Below are 16507 nucleotides of genomic sequence, written 5' to 3' on the forward strand. Positions count from 1 at the left end.
CACCACGTTGCCGTGATTGCACACCCCGCCTGGGATGTTTTCCACTCGGGCCTGCCCCTAGCGCGGAATCGCGCTAACCGATGAGGCGAACCGCGTACGGGCTCATGCCCGACCAGCGCACCGGCGAGATCTTCACCGTCGAGCCCGAGTTCGGGGCCTCGATCATCGTGCCGTCTCCCAGGTAGATGGCGACGTGGTTCTCGGCGTTCGGGCCGTAGAAGATGAGGTCGCCGCGCTTCATCTCTGAGGGCGAGATCTTCGTGCCGCGCTGGTACTGGTAGCCGGTGTAGTGCGGCAGAGAGATGCCGACACCCGCGAAGGCGTAGAGCACGAGGCCAGAGCAGTCGAAGCCGATCTTGTTGTAGTCGCCGTAGGAGTCGGCCACGCCACCGTCGCGGATGCCCTTGGTGGGGCCGTTTGCGTTGCCGCCGCCCCAGGCGTAGGGCACGCCGAGCTGGGACTTGGCTCTAGCGATGACCGCCTCGATCTTCTGATCCGCGGAGGCGTCGCTGACCAGCGCGCTCGCCTTCTGCGTCACCGAGTCGGTGGACTCGAGCTTGACGGTGTCCAGGTCGGCAACCGCGGAGTTACCGCTGTTGGCCACCTCGTCGGACTGGACGGCCGCGATAGGATTGCTCGTGCTCGTGGTGCTGTTTGCGCCGGTGGTGTCCGAACCCGCGTAGGGATCGGCGGTGGAGGCATGGTCGGCCTGGGAGGCGGCGACTAGCGCGGCCGCCGCGACGCCAGCCGCCGTGGCAGCGGCATCCTTGGCGGCCTGCGCCTGGCTTGCGTTGTTCGCCTGGGCTTCGGCGTCGGCCTTCGCCTCCGCAGCCGCGGCAGCCTTCTCCTCCGCGTCCTTCTGCGCCGCGAGGCGCTGGTTCTCCTCGGCCTGGGCCGCGGCATCGGCAGCGGCCTGCGCTGCTGCCTGCTCCTGGGCCTTCTTCTGCGCCTCGGCCTCGGCGGCCTGGCGCGCTGCCTCAGCGGCCGCCGCCTCCTGCTCGGCCTTCTCCTTGGCGGCCTGAGCCTCCTGATAGGCCTGGAACTCGTCGCGCTGGTTGTTGAGGTTAGTCGCGTTGGCCTTGGCAGCATCGAGGTTGGACTGCGCCTGGTCGCGGCTGGCGACGAGCTCGTCGTGCTGACGCTGCTTGTCCTCGAGCTGCGAGTTGGTGTCGTCGATCGCCTGCTGGGCGTCCTGCTGCGCCTGCGTCGCGTCCTGCTCCTGCTGCTCCGCGTAGTTGCGAGCCTCGCGCAGGCGGGACTCCTCGTTGGCCTGCTCGGTGCGCAGTCGGTCGAGGTCGTCGATGGCCTGGCGCTGCTTCTCAGCGGTAGTGCGCAGGTACGTCTGGCGGTCGAGCGAGTCCTCCGAATTGGCGTTGCCGGAGACCCCGCCCACGCCGGGGGCGGTGGCGCCCTGGCGGTAGGCGCTGCGTGAGATGTCATCGAGCTTGGCCTGGGCCGCCTCGATCTCCGACTGCGTCGCGTCGAGGTTCGCGCGCGCAGAGGACACGCCCTGGCGGGCCTGCTCGGCCTTTGCCTGCGCGTCGTGTAGGTCGACCAAGGCCTTGTTGACAGCCTCCCGCAGTCCACCCATCTCCATCTCGAGATTGGCGATCTCGGAGTCCGAGGAGGACAGCGACGCCGCGAGCGATCCCACCACGTTCTGGGCGGTGGTGACCGCGTCCTGGGCGGCGGCGATCTCCGAGTCGGAGGGGTTGGTGGGCTGGGCCACGGCGGTGACGCCGGATACGAGTGACGTGGTCAGCACGACAGACAAGATGCCTGTCGCGGTGCGCTGGGCAACGACCCGCCGCCTATTAAAGGTACGCACACAAACTCCTTTTTCGCCCGTCCAAGGTTTCCCGCAGATACTCTGCGTGACCTACGGGCCGACCCTTCCCCTGACTGCGCCCCTTCGATGCGTGCTTCCCCACATGCCCGAAAACTATTGGCGAAAATCAAGTTTCAAGAGTCGACTCGTAAGTCGACAATGGAAACTTTAGAGCACTACTCCCACATTGTCTGCATCAATTACCATCGATATTGTTTGAAAACACTAGTCACATATGTCACGCACGTATCGTGACCTGCGCAGGAGAGGTTACGCCGTCGTAGTGTGAAATAAGTCACTCAAAGATAAATTTCCGGCGTGTCGGCACAGCCCGCCACACTTCAAAACGTTATAAAGCCGCCACGGATGCGCAGTAGTCAAGTTTTAAAACTTGATTTTCCCCATGGTATTCATCCGCCTCTATAGTCACGCCAAACCAACCGTCATGATTGTGGACTTGACTTTGGGATTTACGAGCAAATCCGTAGGCGTCGACAAGCAAGAAAAAGGGACCCGTAGGTCCCGATCGGTTTAAAAACGTTATCTTCCCATTCGCTTCACGACGACCACGGTGGCCGCCACCGCTGCAACGATGGCCACAAGCGCCAGCGCCACCAACGCCCCGCCTGGAACCGGGTCCGCCTCAATGTGATCGACAAGCCCCACCGTCGCCTGCGCATAGTCCGGGTTTGCAAGGAAGTTCCACTGGGCGGACTCAATGTCGGCACGGCTGTGGGTCGTGCTCACGATCGCACCGGATCCAGGCGACCGTACGATCACGGTGTCCAGCGCGGTATCCGTACGCAACACCTGTGCAATGTCGCGGAGGTCCGCAGTGACCGCCGGATCTTGGTCGAGCACGGCGATGCCGAGCGAACCGAAACCGTGATCCGACGCGTAGGAGACCGACGACTCCAGCGATTGGCGCAGCCCGCCATTCTCGCTCTGGAGCGCAACCTGCCCCTGCTCCAGCTGCGCGGTAAGCGCGCCCATGTCAACGTTTGCCGGGATCACGGATGCTCGACCTGCTTTCTGTGAGGAGGGGCGCCAAAGCCACAACCGGCCGGCCCGCATTGTCGTTTGCAACAATAGCTTATTGGGGAGCCTCGCCGACACTGATCGTCGTCCCCGGCGTGCCCCGCCGCGGGCCGGGGTTCGCCCACCCCGCCTCGTCGGGGGTAACGCAGCTCCCCCACAGCCGCATTTCCCGGCCTTGCGTCCCCTAATTGGTCGTGTCGGGGGTGCATTTCAATGCAACAGAACGCTCGTACTGTTAAGATTGGCGCTAGGCGACGTTCGTGTGCCTTTCACACAAACGTTGGCACTATCAAACGCGCGGGTACCAGCCAATGCAAGCATCCCCCGCACGAGTGAACAGACATCAAACTGATCACCTAATCACAATCGAAGTGGAGCTCACTGTGACTGAAAGCAAGAACTCCTTCAGCGCCAAGCAGAAGCTTGAAGTTGGCGAGAAGTCTTACGACTACTTCGCCCTCAACGCCGTCGCTGGCATGGAGAAGCTGCCGTACTCCCTCAAGGTTCTCGGCGAGAACCTGCTCCGTAATGAGGACGGCGCAAACATCACCACCGAACACATCGAGGCTATTGCTAACTGGGACCCGACCGCCGAGCCGAGCATCGAGATCCAGTTCACCCCGGCCCGCGTCCTCATGCAGGACTTCACCGGTGTTCCGTGCGTGGTCGACCTAGCCACCATGCGCGAGGCCGTCAAGACCCTCGGCGGCGACCCGGACAAGGTTAACCCGCTCAACCCCGCCGAGATGGTCATCGACCACTCCGTCATCGTGGAGGCCTTTGGCTCCCCCGAGGCGCTGTCCACCAACGTTGAGATCGAGTACCAGCGCAACGAGGAGCGCTACAAGTTCCTGCGCTGGGGATCCAAGGCCTTCTCCAACTTCCGCGTCGTTCCTCCGGGAACCGGCATCGTCCACCAGGTGAACATTGAGAACCTGGCCCGCGTTGTCTTCAACAACAACGGCCTCGCTTACCCGGACACCTGCATCGGTACCGACTCCCACACCACGATGGAAAACGGCCTGGGCATCCTGGGCTGGGGCGTGGGCGGCATTGAGGCCGAGGCCGCAATGCTCGGCCAGCCGGTCTCCATGCTCATCCCTAAGGTCGTCGGCTTCAAGCTCACCGGTGAGATCCCCGCTGGTGTCACCGCTACCGACGTCGTTTTGACCATCACCGAGATGCTTCGCCAGCACGGTGTAGTCCAGAAGTTCGTCGAGTTCTACGGCAATGGCGTCAAGTCCATTCCGCTGGCCAACCGTGCCACCATCGGCAACATGTCTCCGGAGTTCGGTTCCACCTGTGCGATCTTCCCGATCGACGAGGAGACCACCAAGTACATGACCCTGACCGGCCGCCCGACCGAGCAGGTCGAGCTCGTCGAGGCCTACGCCAAGGCACAGGGGATGTGGCTGGAGAAGGATGCTCCGGAGGCGCAGTACTCCGAGTACCTCGAGCTCGACCTCGGCACCGTGGTTCCGTCCATCGCCGGCCCGAAGCGCCCGCAGGACCGCATCCTGCTCACCGAGTCCAAGGCACAGTTCCGTAAGGACCTTCCCAACTACACCAACGACGAGGTCTGCACCGACGAGTCCCTGCCTGCAAAGCGCATGGAGGCAGAGGGCGAGGGCCTCGCCGAGGCCGGCTCTGCTCAGGTCACCAACCTCAACGTTTCCCGCGAGGGCCACGGCGAGTCCGCTGCCCTGGGTCGTACTGGTCGCCAGTCCAACCCGGTCACTGTCACTTCTCCGCAGGGCGGCGAGTACACGCTCGACCACGGCATGGTTGCTATCGCCTCCATCACCTCCTGCACCAACACCTCGAACCCGTCCGTGATGATCGGCGCTGGCCTCATCGCCCGCAAGGCTGCTGAGAAGGGCCTCAAGGCAAAGCCGTGGGTCAAGACCATCTGCGCACCGGGTTCCCAGGTCGTCGACGGCTACTACCAGCGCGCCGACCTCTGGAAGGACCTGGAGGCCCTGGGCTTCTACCTCTCCGGCTTCGGCTGCACCTCCTGCATCGGCAACTCCGGTCCGCTGCCGCAGGAAGTCTCCGACGCGATCAACAAGTACGACCTGACCGCTACCGCAGTCCTCTCCGGTAACCGCAACTTCGAGGGTCGTATCTCCCCGGACGTGAAGATGAACTACCTCGCGTCCCCGATCATGGTCATCGCCTACGCGATCGCCGGCACCATGGACTTCGACTTCGAGACCCAGGCGCTCGGCCAGGACCAGGACGGCAACGATGTCTTCCTCAAGGACATCTGGCCCTCCACCGAGGAGATCGAGGAGACCATCGCCTCCGCTATCTCTCGCGAGCTCTACGAAGAGGACTACAAGGACGTCTTCCTGGGCGACGAGACCTGGCAGAACCTGCCGACCCCGGAGGGCAAGACCTTCGAGTGGGACGAGAAGTCTACCTACATCCGCAAGGCTCCGTACTTCGACGGCATGACCCTCGAGCCGCAGCCGGTTTCCGACATCAAGGGCGCTCGCGTCCTGGCCAAGCTGGGCGACTCGGTCACCACCGACCACATCTCCCCGGCTTCCTCCATCAAGCCAGGCACCCCGGCCGCTCAGTACCTCGACGCCAACGGCGTTGCCCGCCAGGACTACAACTCCCTGGGTTCCCGTCGTGGTAACCACGAGGTCATGATGCGCGGCACCTTCGCCAACATCCGTCTGCAGAACCAGCTGGTCGACGTCGCCGGTGGCTACACCCGCGACTTCACCCAGGAGGGTGGCCCGCAGGCCTTCATCTTCGACGCTTGCCAGAACTACAAGGCAGCCGGCATCCCGCTGGTCGTCCTGGGCGGCAAGGAGTACGGCACCGGTTCTTCCCGCGACTGGGCCGCTAAGGGCACCAACCTGCTCGGCGTCAAGGCAGTCATCACCGAGTCCTTCGAGCGTATCCACCGCTCCAACCTCATCGGTATGGGTGTCATCCCGCTGCAGTTCCCGGCTGGCGAGTCCCACGCCTCCCTCGGCCTGGACGGCACCGAGACCTTCGATATCACCGGTATCGAGGAGCTCAACAACGGTGTCACCCCGAAGACCGTGAAGGTCACCGCGACCAAGGTCAACGGCGACGTCGTCGAGTTCGACGCGGTTGTCCGCATCGACACCCCTGGTGAGGCCGACTACTACCGCCACGGCGGCATCCTGCAGTACGTTCTGCGCCAGATGGCAAACTCCTAATCTTTCATTAGGGGATTGCTTCTTGGCGGGGGCAACGACGCGATCCTAGCGCCGCCCCGCCACCGTTGAGGGGCCGACCCATCGTGGCCGGCCCCTCACCCAATTTCACCGTTGTTCTTATTTTCTCTTCCTGAAAGGATGCGTCATGCCAGTCGTGAGCAATGCCGAGCTCAACTCCCGCCGCCATGAGATCCTTGAGGGTGCCCGCAAGTGCTTCGCCGAGCACGGCTACGAGGGGGCCACCGTTCGCCGCCTCGAGGAGGCCACCGGCAAGTCGCGCGGCGCGATTTTCCACCACTTCGGGGACAAGGAAAACCTCTTCCTCGCCCTCGCCCGCGAGGACGCCGCCCGCATGGCCGAGGTCGTCGCGGACAACGGCCTCGTCGAGGTCATGCGCGACATGCTCGACCACCCCGAGCGCTACGACTGGCTGGCAACCAGGCTCGAGATCACCAAGATGCTGCGCACCGACCCGGTGTTCCGCGCCAAGTGGCAGGCGCACCAGCAGGTGCTCGACGAGGCGGTCCTGCGCCGCCTCGAGCACAATGCAAAGCTCGGGTCCATGCGCGACGACGTGCCCATCGAGGTGCTGCACACCTACCTCGAAACGGTTCTCGACGGGTTCATCACGAGGCTCGCCTCGGGAGCGTCGACCAAGGACCTCGAGGCGGTCTTGAGCCTCGTCGAGTCGAGCGTGCGTGCCCCCGCACGTACGGCCTAACCGCCACCCCTCCCCCATTTTCACGGCGCCGCCTGAGAGGAACATTCAAGATTTCCTCCGGCGGCGCCTTTCTTACTAAGATTTTCCCTTATGGTCAATATCCTCCTCGTTTCTCCACGCACCGGCGCCGAGATCGCCGCCGCCGAGTACTCTGACGTCCTCAAGGCCACCGGCCTGAACACGGCTCAGCTCACTCAGCGAATGCTGGACGACGAGTTCAAGAGCGTGGGGGAAACCGAGGATTTCCAGGGGATCATCGTCGGCGGCAGCCCCCTGCTCGTCTCGAGCGAGGAGTACTCCGCCTGGCAGCACCGCGTCCACCAAGAGCTCGGTGCGCTCCTGGAAAACCCGCAGCCGACCTTCTTCCTCTGCTTCGGCAACACGCTGCTCGCGCACCTGACCGGCGGCACGATCAACCGCGAGTACGCCGAGAATTCCGGAGCGACCGTCGTGCAGCTCACCCAGGCGGGACAGACGGACCGCCTCACCCGCGGCCTGCCCGAGGAGTTCCTGGCTCTGACCGGCCACACGGAGAACGCCGTCACCGTCGGCCGCGGCGCCGAGCTGCTGGCCACCGGCCCCTCCTGCCCGGTGCAGATCGTCCGCGCGAACGAGACCAGCTGGGCCTGCCAATTCCACGCCGAGATGGACGCGGCCGCCATGCAGACCCGCATGGATTACTACTTCGACTACGGGTACTTCTCCCCCGCCGAGTACGACCACATCGTCCAGGAGATCAGCCGCCACGACTACTCGCCGGCCCACCAGGTGCTGCGCAACTTCGTCGACGTCTGCTCGGGCGCGCGTTAACCTGGGCGCGAGCCAGCCCGCCCGAAGCGCTCGTAGGCGCGCAGGTATCTCCTGGTGAGCAGCTTCTGTCCCAGCCGGGTCAGCGGCGGGCACAGCCTTGCCGCCCACCACCCTGGGGCGGAGACGGCCCTAATCGTCACAGTGACGGTGTCGTCGGCCCCCAGCGCGATGATGAACGCCTCCTCCCCGGTTTCCACGTGCCTAGGCAGCGTGCCGTACACGAACACGTACTCCGCGCGCGAGCCCGCGAAAACCGGCAGCTCGACTCGCTCGTTCAGCGCCGCCAGTTCCTCCTGCACGTCGCTTGTCGACGCCCAAGGCGCGCCGTCCGAGGAATAGAGGCGGTCGACGAGGATGCTGCAGGGGTTGAGCAGCGGACCAAGCCGCAGCCGAAGCAGGGTCCCCTCCCTGCAGGCCCGCAACCCAGCCGCTCGGTGAACGTCGAAAAGCCTATGCGCAACCACCAACGAGCGAAACGCCTCGATGCCGCGCCCCACCTCGCGCGAGTAGACGTCTTTGTGCCACCTCCTGCCCGGCACCGCGACGTCCTCGCCGCGGGCGAGCGCCACGGAGGACAGAAGCAGCCGGTCGGGATAGGTGAGGCTTGAAGGCGTGTGCACTCTCGCCAGTCTATGCGGAAGCGTGGGCTCCGGTGGCGTAACATGAGAAAACATGTTTGCCATTATGACCGTCACGGGCGTTGACCACACCGGAATCATCGCCGCCGTCTCCACCGCGTGCGCGGAGATGAACGTCAACATTCACAATGTTTCCCAGACCCTCATGGGCGAGTACTTCACCATGATCCTCCACGTCGCCTTCGACGAGAACGAGGTCGACATCGCCACCATCCAGAAGCGCATGGACGAGGTCGGTGAGAAGGAAGCGCTGGTCATCCGCATCCAGTCGCAGGCCATCTTCGACGCAATGAACGTGATCTAGGGGTAGCGTCGCGCAATGACTATTCACCACTCCAACTCGAGCATCCTCGAGACCATCGCGATGATCGAGAAGTACCGCCTCGACATCCGCACCGTCACCATGGGCATCAGCCTGCTCGACTGCATCCGCGGCGACATGGAGGCCACCTGCGAGGCGATCTACGACAAGATCACCACCAAGGCCAAGAACCTCGTCTCCGAGTGCGAGGGCATCGAGCGCGAGCTCGGCATCCCGATCGTCAACAAGCGCATCTCGGTCACCCCGGTCGCGCTCATCGCGCAGTCGGTCGAGGGCTCCCCGGTCGACATCGCCAAGGCCCTCGACCGCGCGGCCAAGGAGGTCGGCGTCAACTTCATCGGCGGGTACTCGGCGCTGGTGGAAAAGGGCATGACCCCCGGCGACGAGCGGCTCATCCGCTCCATCCCGAAGGCGCTGACGGTCACCGACGTGGTCTGCTCCTCGGTCAACATCGGCTCCTCTCGCGCGGGCATCAACATGGACGCAGTTCGCACGATGGGCCAGGTGGTCAAGGAGGCGGCAGCGCTCACCGCCGATGACTCGGCCATCGCCTGCGCGAAGCTGGTCGTCTTCGCCAACGCCGTCGGCGACAACCCGTTCATGGCCGGCGCCTTCCACGGCGTGGAGGAGGCCGACTGCGTGGTCAGCGTCGGCGTCTCCGGCCCCGGCGTGGTCAACCGCGCGCTCGGCGACCTCGACGGCGCGACCCTCAACGAGGTCGCCGAGGCGATCAAGAAGGCCGCCTTCAAGATCACCCGCGCTGGCCAGCTGGTGGGCACCATGGCCTCCGAGCGCCTCGGCGTGCCGTTCGGCATCGTCGACCTCTCGCTGGCGCCCACCGCCGAGCTCGGCGACTCCGTCGCCCACATCATGGAGCACATGGGCCTGGCGCAGGTGGGCACCCACGGCACCACCGCCGCGCTCGCGCTGCTCAACGACGCGGTGAAGAAGGGCGGCATGATGGCCTGCTCCCGCGTCGGCGGCCTGTCCGGCTCCTTCATCCCGGTCTCTGAGGACAAGGGCATGATCGACTCGGTGCGCGCGGGCAACATCTCCATCGAGAAGCTCGAGGCCATGACGGCGATCTGCTCCGTCGGCCTCGACATGATCGCCATCCCCGGCGACACCTCCGCGGAGCTCATCTCCGGCATGATCGCCGACGAGGCGGCCATCGGCGTGATGAACCATAAGACCACCGCGGTGCGCGTCATCCCGGTGCCCGGCACCAAGCCCGGCGACGAGGTCAACTTCGGCGGTCTGCTCGGCTACGCCCCGGTCATCCCGGTATCCACCGTGGACAACGCCGAATTCATCAACCGCGGCGGCTACATCCCCGCCCCGGTCCACGGCTTCCGCAACTAGCAAAGAACCGGCCCCACCTGCACATTCGGTGGGGCCGGTTTTCTAGTAGCTGAGCTCTCGTTGCCTTCGCTTGTCGACGCGCTGGCGAAACTTGACCACCATCCAGACAACCGGCGCTAGGACGATAGCAAGCACCACGAGCACGAGCACGGGGGCGAAGATGGCGGTGGCGGTCAGCGACGCCGCGACGACGTCCTCGGCGGTGGACACCACCGGCGCCCCGAGCCCCGCTGTTCCCGCGTTGACCGCCGGGCGCGCCGTCGTCTTGAACAGATGCATGGCCAGCGCCACGGCAAAGCCCACCACGAGTAGGACCCACGTCTTCGGCTCCGAGAACACCGAGCCGCTGCTTACCGTCTCGTCCGCGAAGGCGGAGGCGAACATCAGCCCGCCGGAGGTGGGTCGGATGAGTGTCTGGATGACGTCGTTGACCGAGTCCACCGCGGGTACCTTGTCGGCGACGATCTCGATGAGCAGAAGCGCCCCCACGATCGACAGCAGGATCGGATCCGTGAGCCACATCCACCCCTCGGGCAGGCTCACGAAGTCGGTGTACCGAGCGAGCAGCCCGTAGGCAAGCAGCGGAATGTAGGCGTTGAGCCCGGCGGAGGTGGCCAGGCCGATGGCGGTAGATAAACCCATGGCACCTAGTAAAGCACACCCTTAACAAATACTTGGCTTAGCCCAAGAAACGAGGGTGATTATCGGTGCTAGCTGCTCGCACTTACTCGGCCGAGTCCTTCTTGATCCCTCCAAGAAGGAACGCCAACGGACCAAACGTGCCCACCAAGGTGGTGATCAGGGTCCAGAGCGCCTTCGGCCCGCGGATGCGCTCCTTGGGCAGGTGGTAGAGGAAGTGCCACGCTGCTGCCTTAAGCCCCAAGTCGAGAGGGACGAGCGCGTAGATCAGGTTCTTTTGCTTATGGGGCAGATCCGACCACTTGGTCTTCTCGGCGCGCCCTCGCGAGCAGCAGGTGCAGTGGCAGGATTCCGACGAGGCGCATTTCTTGCGGCAGTTCATGGTGTTAATGGTACGCCGAGAGTGAGGCCCAAAACTGACGGCCCGGGGTAGACCTTAGAAGGACGAACTCCCCCTACTCGACTTGTTTTCTCCGTCTTATTGCCTCGACCTCAGCTTGGAGCTGCCGCATATCGATCTCATTGACCTCTCGATCACGTCGGTCAAGATACGCATCCCATTCGGTATTTGCCTTGTCCATTGCCTGCTCGTGACTGCGCGTTCCATTGCCTTCGAGAACCTCGCGATCATTGAAAACGAGCCAAGCATCCGTCTTCGCCATCCAATCTTTCAACAGCATCGTCTTCCTCATTTCCGCCTGGTCTTCCGCGTAATCAAGAAACATTGACGTTAATCGCCTCATTCTCCTTGACTCGTCTTCCGTGAGGAAATTCTTTGCCACTTTCATGTCACCCTTGTGCGGTTCTTCGCCCGACCAAACTGTGAGTCCAGCATTGGGCTTGTCACGGTCCGCACGTGAATAAATGAGTTCTGCAGCGGTTTGCCCATGGGTTGCAAAGTGGAGTCTGTTTTGAATACCCGCGAAGAATCTCCGTACTGTTTCGTACGACTTGGTCTCTTCGTAATCTGCGCTGGTCGCTGCGATAACGTCACAGACCTTTCTGAAGAATTGGCGCTCCGACGTGCGAATTTCGCGAACGCGCTCGAGAAGTTCGTCAAAGTGAGAGTCTGCCCCGTCGTTCTTCAGACGTTGATCATCGAGCACGAATCCCTTTTCTAGATATTCTCGAAGAACCTCGGTCGCCCATTTTCTGAATTGGGTGCCACGTGGCCCTCGCACTCTGTAACCAACGGCTAGAATCGCATCAAGACTATAGTGCTCGATACGCCTCCGAACGCTTCTTCCCTGTTCAAGAGCAACATTTTCCATTTTGGAAATAGTTGCTTCGCGCGAGAGCTCACCCTCCTCGAAGAGTGTTTTCAAGTGCTTGCTCACCGTTGGAACCCCAACGTCGAAAAGTTCAGCAATCTGCTTTTGGTTGAGCCATGCTGTGCCCTCCTTTAATTGAAGACGCACCTGCGTGGCGCCATCCGCAGTTGTGTAAATGGCAATCTGATCAGGGGTATCCACTTAGATCATCCCATCTTCTCGTAGCATTCATCGTGAACTGACAGTGAGAACAGTCGATACCATCGTAAACTTCCTCGGCGACAGCTGGCGTGGCGGCGTTTGGCGGCTGCCACACTTCTGCAAGAACGCACCGCTCACAAAGGTTGTTCACTCGGCCGCGTTCCCATTGGCTTACGAAGCTCTCAACGTTACGCACACACGCACGAGAATCCGCCTAGATAGGTCACAGAACGCAAGGATGCACGATTATGTCTAAGCCAGCTCCACGATCTCCGAGTAGTAGGTGGTGACTGCTTCAGCGGCGTCTCGGGCTGACGCGGCAATGCTTCCCTGAGCCTGATCTGTTTTGTTGTTGGCGTCGACGATCGCCATGACAGCAGCGGTGGCATCAGCGAGAGCAAGTCCCCACGGCCCACCAAACATGGACCCCCACCTCATCTGTGGATCCTTCCTTGGCCTCAGCAACCTCATTCGGAGACGCAGTTGCATCCTTTGCACCAGTTGCAGCTGGCGCGGCTTTCCCGTCGGGGCCTTCGATGAAGCGAAGCCAGGGGCAGGTTTTCTTGTTCACTTTTCTTCTCCTTTTTCAGGGGTTTCCGCCCGTTCCGGGCATGACAAAACCCCTAACCAGAAAACGTTCCCTGGTTAGGGGTTTTGAGTGCAGCCGCTGGGAATCGAACCCAGTCACCTACCAACTAGGCGGCGCTAATCTTCATCATCAATCCGACGGTACATCTCGTCACGGGCTAGGTCTAGCATGCCCAGAGCCATCACAAACGGAGGATTGCCTTGCGTCTCAATCTCAACAGCCATGTCACCATCATCAGTGGCAACCATGTCAACGATGATGCGATGCAAAAGCACTCTGGACTCCCCTCTCAGCAACTCCAAATCACACGAGTTCTCCGCGAACGCTATCCCAGCAAGCCATCGAGTCGGCGAATCTGAAGCCTCAGCAAACCTATCGGCTCGTTATCTTTCAGCCACTCCTCCACCGCAGCACGCTGCTCCACCGCAGGTTTCCCCTTCACTCCTAGATCATTAAGTAGCGCAGGCAGATTTGTCGGAGGATCGCCAGGCTTGCGCACGCCCAAATTATCCCAAAGCCGCTCTTGATAGACCTTGAAAGCTAGTTCCTGCTCTGTCTCATTCATAAAACAACTCCACATGGACGATGGGCAGCTTGTCCTTTTCGACGCGCAATACCTTCATTATATGAAAACGGCTATGAGCACTTCACATACGACAGAGCTGTAGAAGCTGGCGTTTACAAATAAGAAAACGCCCCTCACCTGCCCTGGGAAGCATTGGTGAGGGGCGCACCGAAGAGGTGTTTCCGCCTCAACTCAGACACACATGTCCGGAATCGGCGCCTAGCGCACGACAACAGCGCTGGCTATCAAGGAGAAGCATACTAAATGGCCATCCAACGACGAGTCCTCAAAAACGGAAAAACCCGCTCCATCGCACGCTACCGCGACGCCGGAGGCAAGGAACACTAAAAGACTTCGAGAAGGAACGCGAAGCCAAAAAGTGATTAACCGACTAGAAACCCGATGTTCGCCGAGGCTGCTGGGTGCGGCTTGTTGGTAGGGGTGTTACGGGCCGTTGGTAGGGCCGGTTTCCGGCGAAGTGGTAGGGCTCGGCAACCAGTCCCTTTAGGTGCTAGTTGCCGAGTCGTTCGTGTGATCGGTTATTCGGCTGTACCGCGTACGGTGCTTGCGAGGTGCTGGCGCATGTCATAGTCACCGAGTTCGATGCGTTGTCCGGCGTTGAGTCTGCTAACCAGCGAGTCCGCGCCGACGGGGTCGGGCAGCTTTTTGATCCAGTAGGCGGCGGTTGTCTGGGAAACGATGATGGTCGGTAGTCTGCCATCGCGGTCGAATATGATCTTGGTTAGGTCTTCTTGTCCGCGCTGGTTGATTCCTATGGTCAGGAAATCATCGAGGATGAGCACATCAATGTTTTGTAGTCGGCGCATTTTGGCTACATAACGATCATCTGCTGGCGAGAAGGCCGCTAATTCATCGACGAGCTGATCCAGTCGATAGTAAGCGACGCTGTAGTCAGCCTGACAGGCGGCAACGCCAATGGCACAGGCAATGTAGGTTTTGCCGGCACCTGTCGGGGCAAGTACATGCACGTTGGATGGTTGATCGCGCCACGGAGTTGCGGCCATCCGCTTGAGCTGGCGTAAGTTCAGTCCTCGTTCATCAGGGTTGATGAGTTCGGTCAGCGTAGCACCGGGGTACCGGAACTTTGCCTGGGCAATGGCTTTGGTGATGTTGTTCTGCCGACGCTTGGTCGCGGTTTCTTCTACAGCCTTGAGGAAGATCTCCTCAGGTAGTGCGGTGTTGGTTTCATCGGCGGCGGCAAGGTTAAAGAAGATGTCAGCGAAGGTCGAAAGCCTCAGTTTGCGCAGTGTTGCACGAATATCATCGTCAAGGGTGATGGTGGTCATGATGGCTTAGTCCTCCTTCTTCTTCGGGGTCTTCTTTGGTGTGTCGTAGTGGCTTGCCGGGCGCAGGTACACCGCATCCGGGATGGCTGTGATATCAACAGTGCGCGAGTGAGCTGCTTGATCGGTCGGGGCTGCTGATGTGTTGTCGAAGGTGCGATCGTTGCGGGCTATATCGCTTTGAATACGGGCGATAACCTGCATGTTTGGTGCGAGGTTATGGTCAAGAACTTGCTGGCAGGCAGGCTCTAAGGTGGTCTTGTTGTGCTTGTTGCCCAGCTTGACGAGTACGTTACGAGCCATGTGCAGTCCGCGAGGTACGGCTTTGGCATTGCGTTCCAAGATCATGGCGATGACCTTCATCGTCGCCGGCCCAAACGAGGAAGCCCGGGTAGAAAGCTCATCGCGGGTCAGCGGTTTCACCCCAGTAATCTCCTTGTCTGGGGTGTGCGCTGGGTCCGTGGAATAGCGGTACTTAAAGCCATGCATGCGGCTGTGTTCTGCAATCAGTTCGTCACCGTCGAAGATACTGACCAGGCTGTTGGTCAACCGTGCCCGCAGAGTCTTACCGATGTACTGGAAAGGTACGGAATAGTACTGGTAGTCGCAGCAAATGTGCCAGTTGCGATCGACTTTGACGTGGCGCCAGGATACTTCCGCAAATGGGGTGTCAGGAAGGTCGCGCATCATGGGCGCTTCATCGGCATCAAAAAGCTCACGCCGGGTCAGCCCATCTGGCCTGGGCATGTGCATGTTGATGTCGTCGAGCCGCTCGGCGACAGCCTCATTAAGCTCATCGAGACTATAGAAGGTTACGCCGTCGAAGTAGCCAAGGATGCGCGTGTAGACGAGTTGGACGGCGCGTTCTACCGCTGATTTATCCCTAGGCTTCGCCGGTCGTGCTGGGACAATCAGGATGTCGTAGTAGTCAGCGAAGTCAGCGTAGCGCTGCTGAATACGCCGGGCGGCTTTGCTCTTCACCGGCCGATAAGTAGCAGTCGGCGCGTTATCAGGCACGATAATGCCAGGGCGTTTGCCGAGGTACTCCAAGGCTTTCACATGACAGGCAATCCAGTTGTCCATCCTCTCATTAGCCGTTGCGGTCACAAACAACAGTGAAGAATACGGGCAGATGGCTACGAAGATGCTGGCTCTCATCCCGACGGTATCGGTGGCCTGATCGATGATGGAGACTTTGTCGCCTGCCCAGTCGACGTAGAGTTCTTGACCAGGATCATGTTCGATAACCGAAGTCATGCCGGTGGTGCGAATGTAGTCACGCAGGCGCTCGCAGAATTGGGAGTACTGGTATTTGGACTCGCCTTGGGTGGCCGGGGTGGCAATGTAGTCCATCCAGAGCTTATGACGAGTCAGGTGCTTGTTGTTCGCTAGGCGTTTGGCGATCTTTTCGAAATCCGGCTGGTCGTAGCGCTCACGTCGAGCCCCGCGATGATCGCTGAAGTGCCGGTCGAAGAACCCTGGATCCAGCTGAGCGAACGACTCTTTGGTGATTGCGAGGTCAGCAATCAGTGACTTGGCTTTGGCAATGTCTCGATTCGAGCATCCTAATGCTGCGGAGATGACAGCATAACTTGCCCCGTCCAAACACATTGCCATGATGTCCTTGAAGTTGGCCATGAAGGCCCTCCTTGAGGTCATAAAGAGGTGATGACACGTCGGCACAGATTGTGCCAACGCCACCTATACAATGACCGGAAAAGAAGGCCCCTACCACCTAGTCGGAAACTCCCTACCAACTACGCGGAATACCCCTACCAACTACACCGAAACGGCAGAGGCACGCACATTGCCCCCGAAACACTGAAAAACAACGTTGCTCAAGCTATGCCGAACATGGATGGGTCGAGATGTTTCCGACGGCGCCCCAACACCTACAAGCAGTCTAAGTGCGAACTCGCTGACAGCATCTGAGGGACACTACCCGGCGACCGCTGCTACGACCATCATGATCGACGCCTGGAACTCACAGCTGATCCACGGGAGACCATGGATGGACGG

At 61.1% G+C, this 16507-nt stretch carries 16 protein-coding genes; 5 read left to right on the forward strand and 11 right to left on the reverse strand.

All coding sequences use genetic code 11. The features are described 5' to 3' along the window. Window positions 1-73: 73 nt before the first annotated feature. Complete coding sequence (locus B843_RS07280; RefSeq protein WP_025252854.1) at window positions 74-1828, reverse strand: DIP1281 family NlpC/P60 protein; 1755 nt, start codon at window positions 1826-1828, stop codon at window positions 74-76. 540 nt (window positions 1829-2368) lie between these two features. Further along, window positions 2369-2842, reverse strand: coding sequence for an Rv1476 family membrane protein (locus tag B843_RS07285; protein ID WP_025252855.1), 474 nt, complete (start codon window positions 2840-2842; stop codon window positions 2369-2371). A 407-nt stretch (window positions 2843-3249) separates the two neighbouring features. Here B843_RS07285 and can point away from each other — a divergent pair, with 407 nt between their 5' ends. The 3 genes from can (at window position 3250) to B843_RS07300 (ending at window position 7597) form a co-directional block, all read left to right on the forward strand. Further along, on the forward strand, window positions 3250-6066 hold the full coding sequence (gene can / locus B843_RS07290; protein ID WP_025252856.1) for an aconitate hydratase: 2817 nt from the start codon (window positions 3250-3252) through the stop codon (window positions 6064-6066). Window positions 6067-6211: 145 nt separating this feature from the next. Beyond that, window positions 6212-6787 (forward strand): TetR/AcrR family transcriptional regulator, encoded by a 576-nt coding sequence (locus B843_RS07295; protein ID WP_025252857.1) that lies wholly within the window; start codon window positions 6212-6214, stop codon window positions 6785-6787. 90 nt (window positions 6788-6877) lie between these two features. Then, complete coding sequence (locus tag B843_RS07300; RefSeq protein ID WP_025252858.1) at window positions 6878-7597, forward strand: glutamine amidotransferase; 720 nt, start codon at window positions 6878-6880, stop codon at window positions 7595-7597. Here the strand turns inward: B843_RS07300 and B843_RS07305 are convergent. Beyond that, entirely contained in the window at window positions 7594-8217 is a 624-nt protein-coding gene (locus B843_RS07305; RefSeq protein ID WP_025252859.1) for a DUF1990 family protein, read from the reverse strand. The two genes, B843_RS07300 and B843_RS07305, sit on opposite strands and share 4 nt — an antisense overlap. A gap of 52 nt (window positions 8218-8269) precedes the next feature. Here B843_RS07305 and B843_RS07310 point away from each other — a divergent pair, with 52 nt between their 5' ends. Both B843_RS07310 and B843_RS07315 read left to right on the forward strand, forming a co-directional pair. Then, window positions 8270-8539, forward strand: coding sequence for an ACT domain-containing protein (locus tag B843_RS07310; protein WP_025252860.1), 270 nt, complete (start codon window positions 8270-8272; stop codon window positions 8537-8539). Between the two features lie 15 nt (window positions 8540-8554). Continuing rightward, window positions 8555-9919 carry a PFL family protein gene (locus B843_RS07315; protein ID WP_025252861.1) on the forward strand — a complete coding sequence of 455 codons (1365 nt, stop codon included), beginning with the start codon at window positions 8555-8557 and terminating at the stop codon, window positions 9917-9919. A 42-nt stretch (window positions 9920-9961) separates the two neighbouring features. Here B843_RS07315 and B843_RS07320 read toward each other — a convergent pair whose 3' ends face one another. The 8 genes from B843_RS07320 to istA all read right to left on the reverse strand — a co-directional run bounded on the left by B843_RS07320 (window position 9962) and on the right by istA (window position 16126). Beyond that, on the reverse strand, window positions 9962-10561 hold the full coding sequence (locus B843_RS07320) for a DUF4126 domain-containing protein (protein WP_025252862.1): 600 nt from the start codon (window positions 10559-10561) through the stop codon (window positions 9962-9964). Window positions 10562-10643: 82 nt separating this feature from the next. Continuing rightward, window positions 10644-10940, reverse strand: coding sequence for a DUF1289 domain-containing protein (locus B843_RS07325; protein ID WP_025252863.1), 297 nt, complete (start codon window positions 10938-10940; stop codon window positions 10644-10646). A gap of 73 nt (window positions 10941-11013) precedes the next feature. Further along, complete coding sequence (rhuM, locus tag B843_RS13505; RefSeq protein WP_081751530.1) at window positions 11014-12030, reverse strand: RhuM family protein; 1017 nt, start codon at window positions 12028-12030, stop codon at window positions 11014-11016. Between the two features lie 252 nt (window positions 12031-12282). Next, window positions 12283-12468: a hypothetical protein gene (locus B843_RS07335; RefSeq protein ID WP_025252865.1), complete on the reverse strand. Its 186-nt coding sequence runs from the start codon at window positions 12466-12468 to the stop codon at window positions 12283-12285. 267 nt (window positions 12469-12735) lie between these two features. After that, window positions 12736-12867 carry a hypothetical protein gene (locus B843_RS14195; protein WP_269319735.1) on the reverse strand — a complete coding sequence of 44 codons (132 nt, stop codon included), beginning with the start codon at window positions 12865-12867 and terminating at the stop codon, window positions 12736-12738. Window positions 12868-12944: 77 nt separating this feature from the next. Next, window positions 12945-13184, reverse strand: a complete 240-nt coding sequence (locus B843_RS13815; RefSeq protein ID WP_155895121.1) for a hypothetical protein — start codon at window positions 13182-13184, stop codon at window positions 12945-12947. Between the two features lie 539 nt (window positions 13185-13723). Next, window positions 13724-14491: an ATP-binding protein gene (locus B843_RS07345; protein ID WP_025252292.1), complete on the reverse strand. Its 768-nt coding sequence runs from the start codon at window positions 14489-14491 to the stop codon at window positions 13724-13726. 6 nt (window positions 14492-14497) lie between these two features. Beyond that, entirely contained in the window at window positions 14498-16126 is a 1629-nt protein-coding gene (istA, locus tag B843_RS07350) for an IS21 family transposase (protein ID WP_025252291.1), read from the reverse strand. Window positions 16127-16507: the final 381 nt, after the last annotated feature.

This window comes from Corynebacterium vitaeruminis DSM 20294, from assembly GCF_000550805.1.
Lineage (GTDB): Bacteria > Actinomycetota > Actinomycetes > Mycobacteriales > Mycobacteriaceae > Corynebacterium > Corynebacterium vitaeruminis.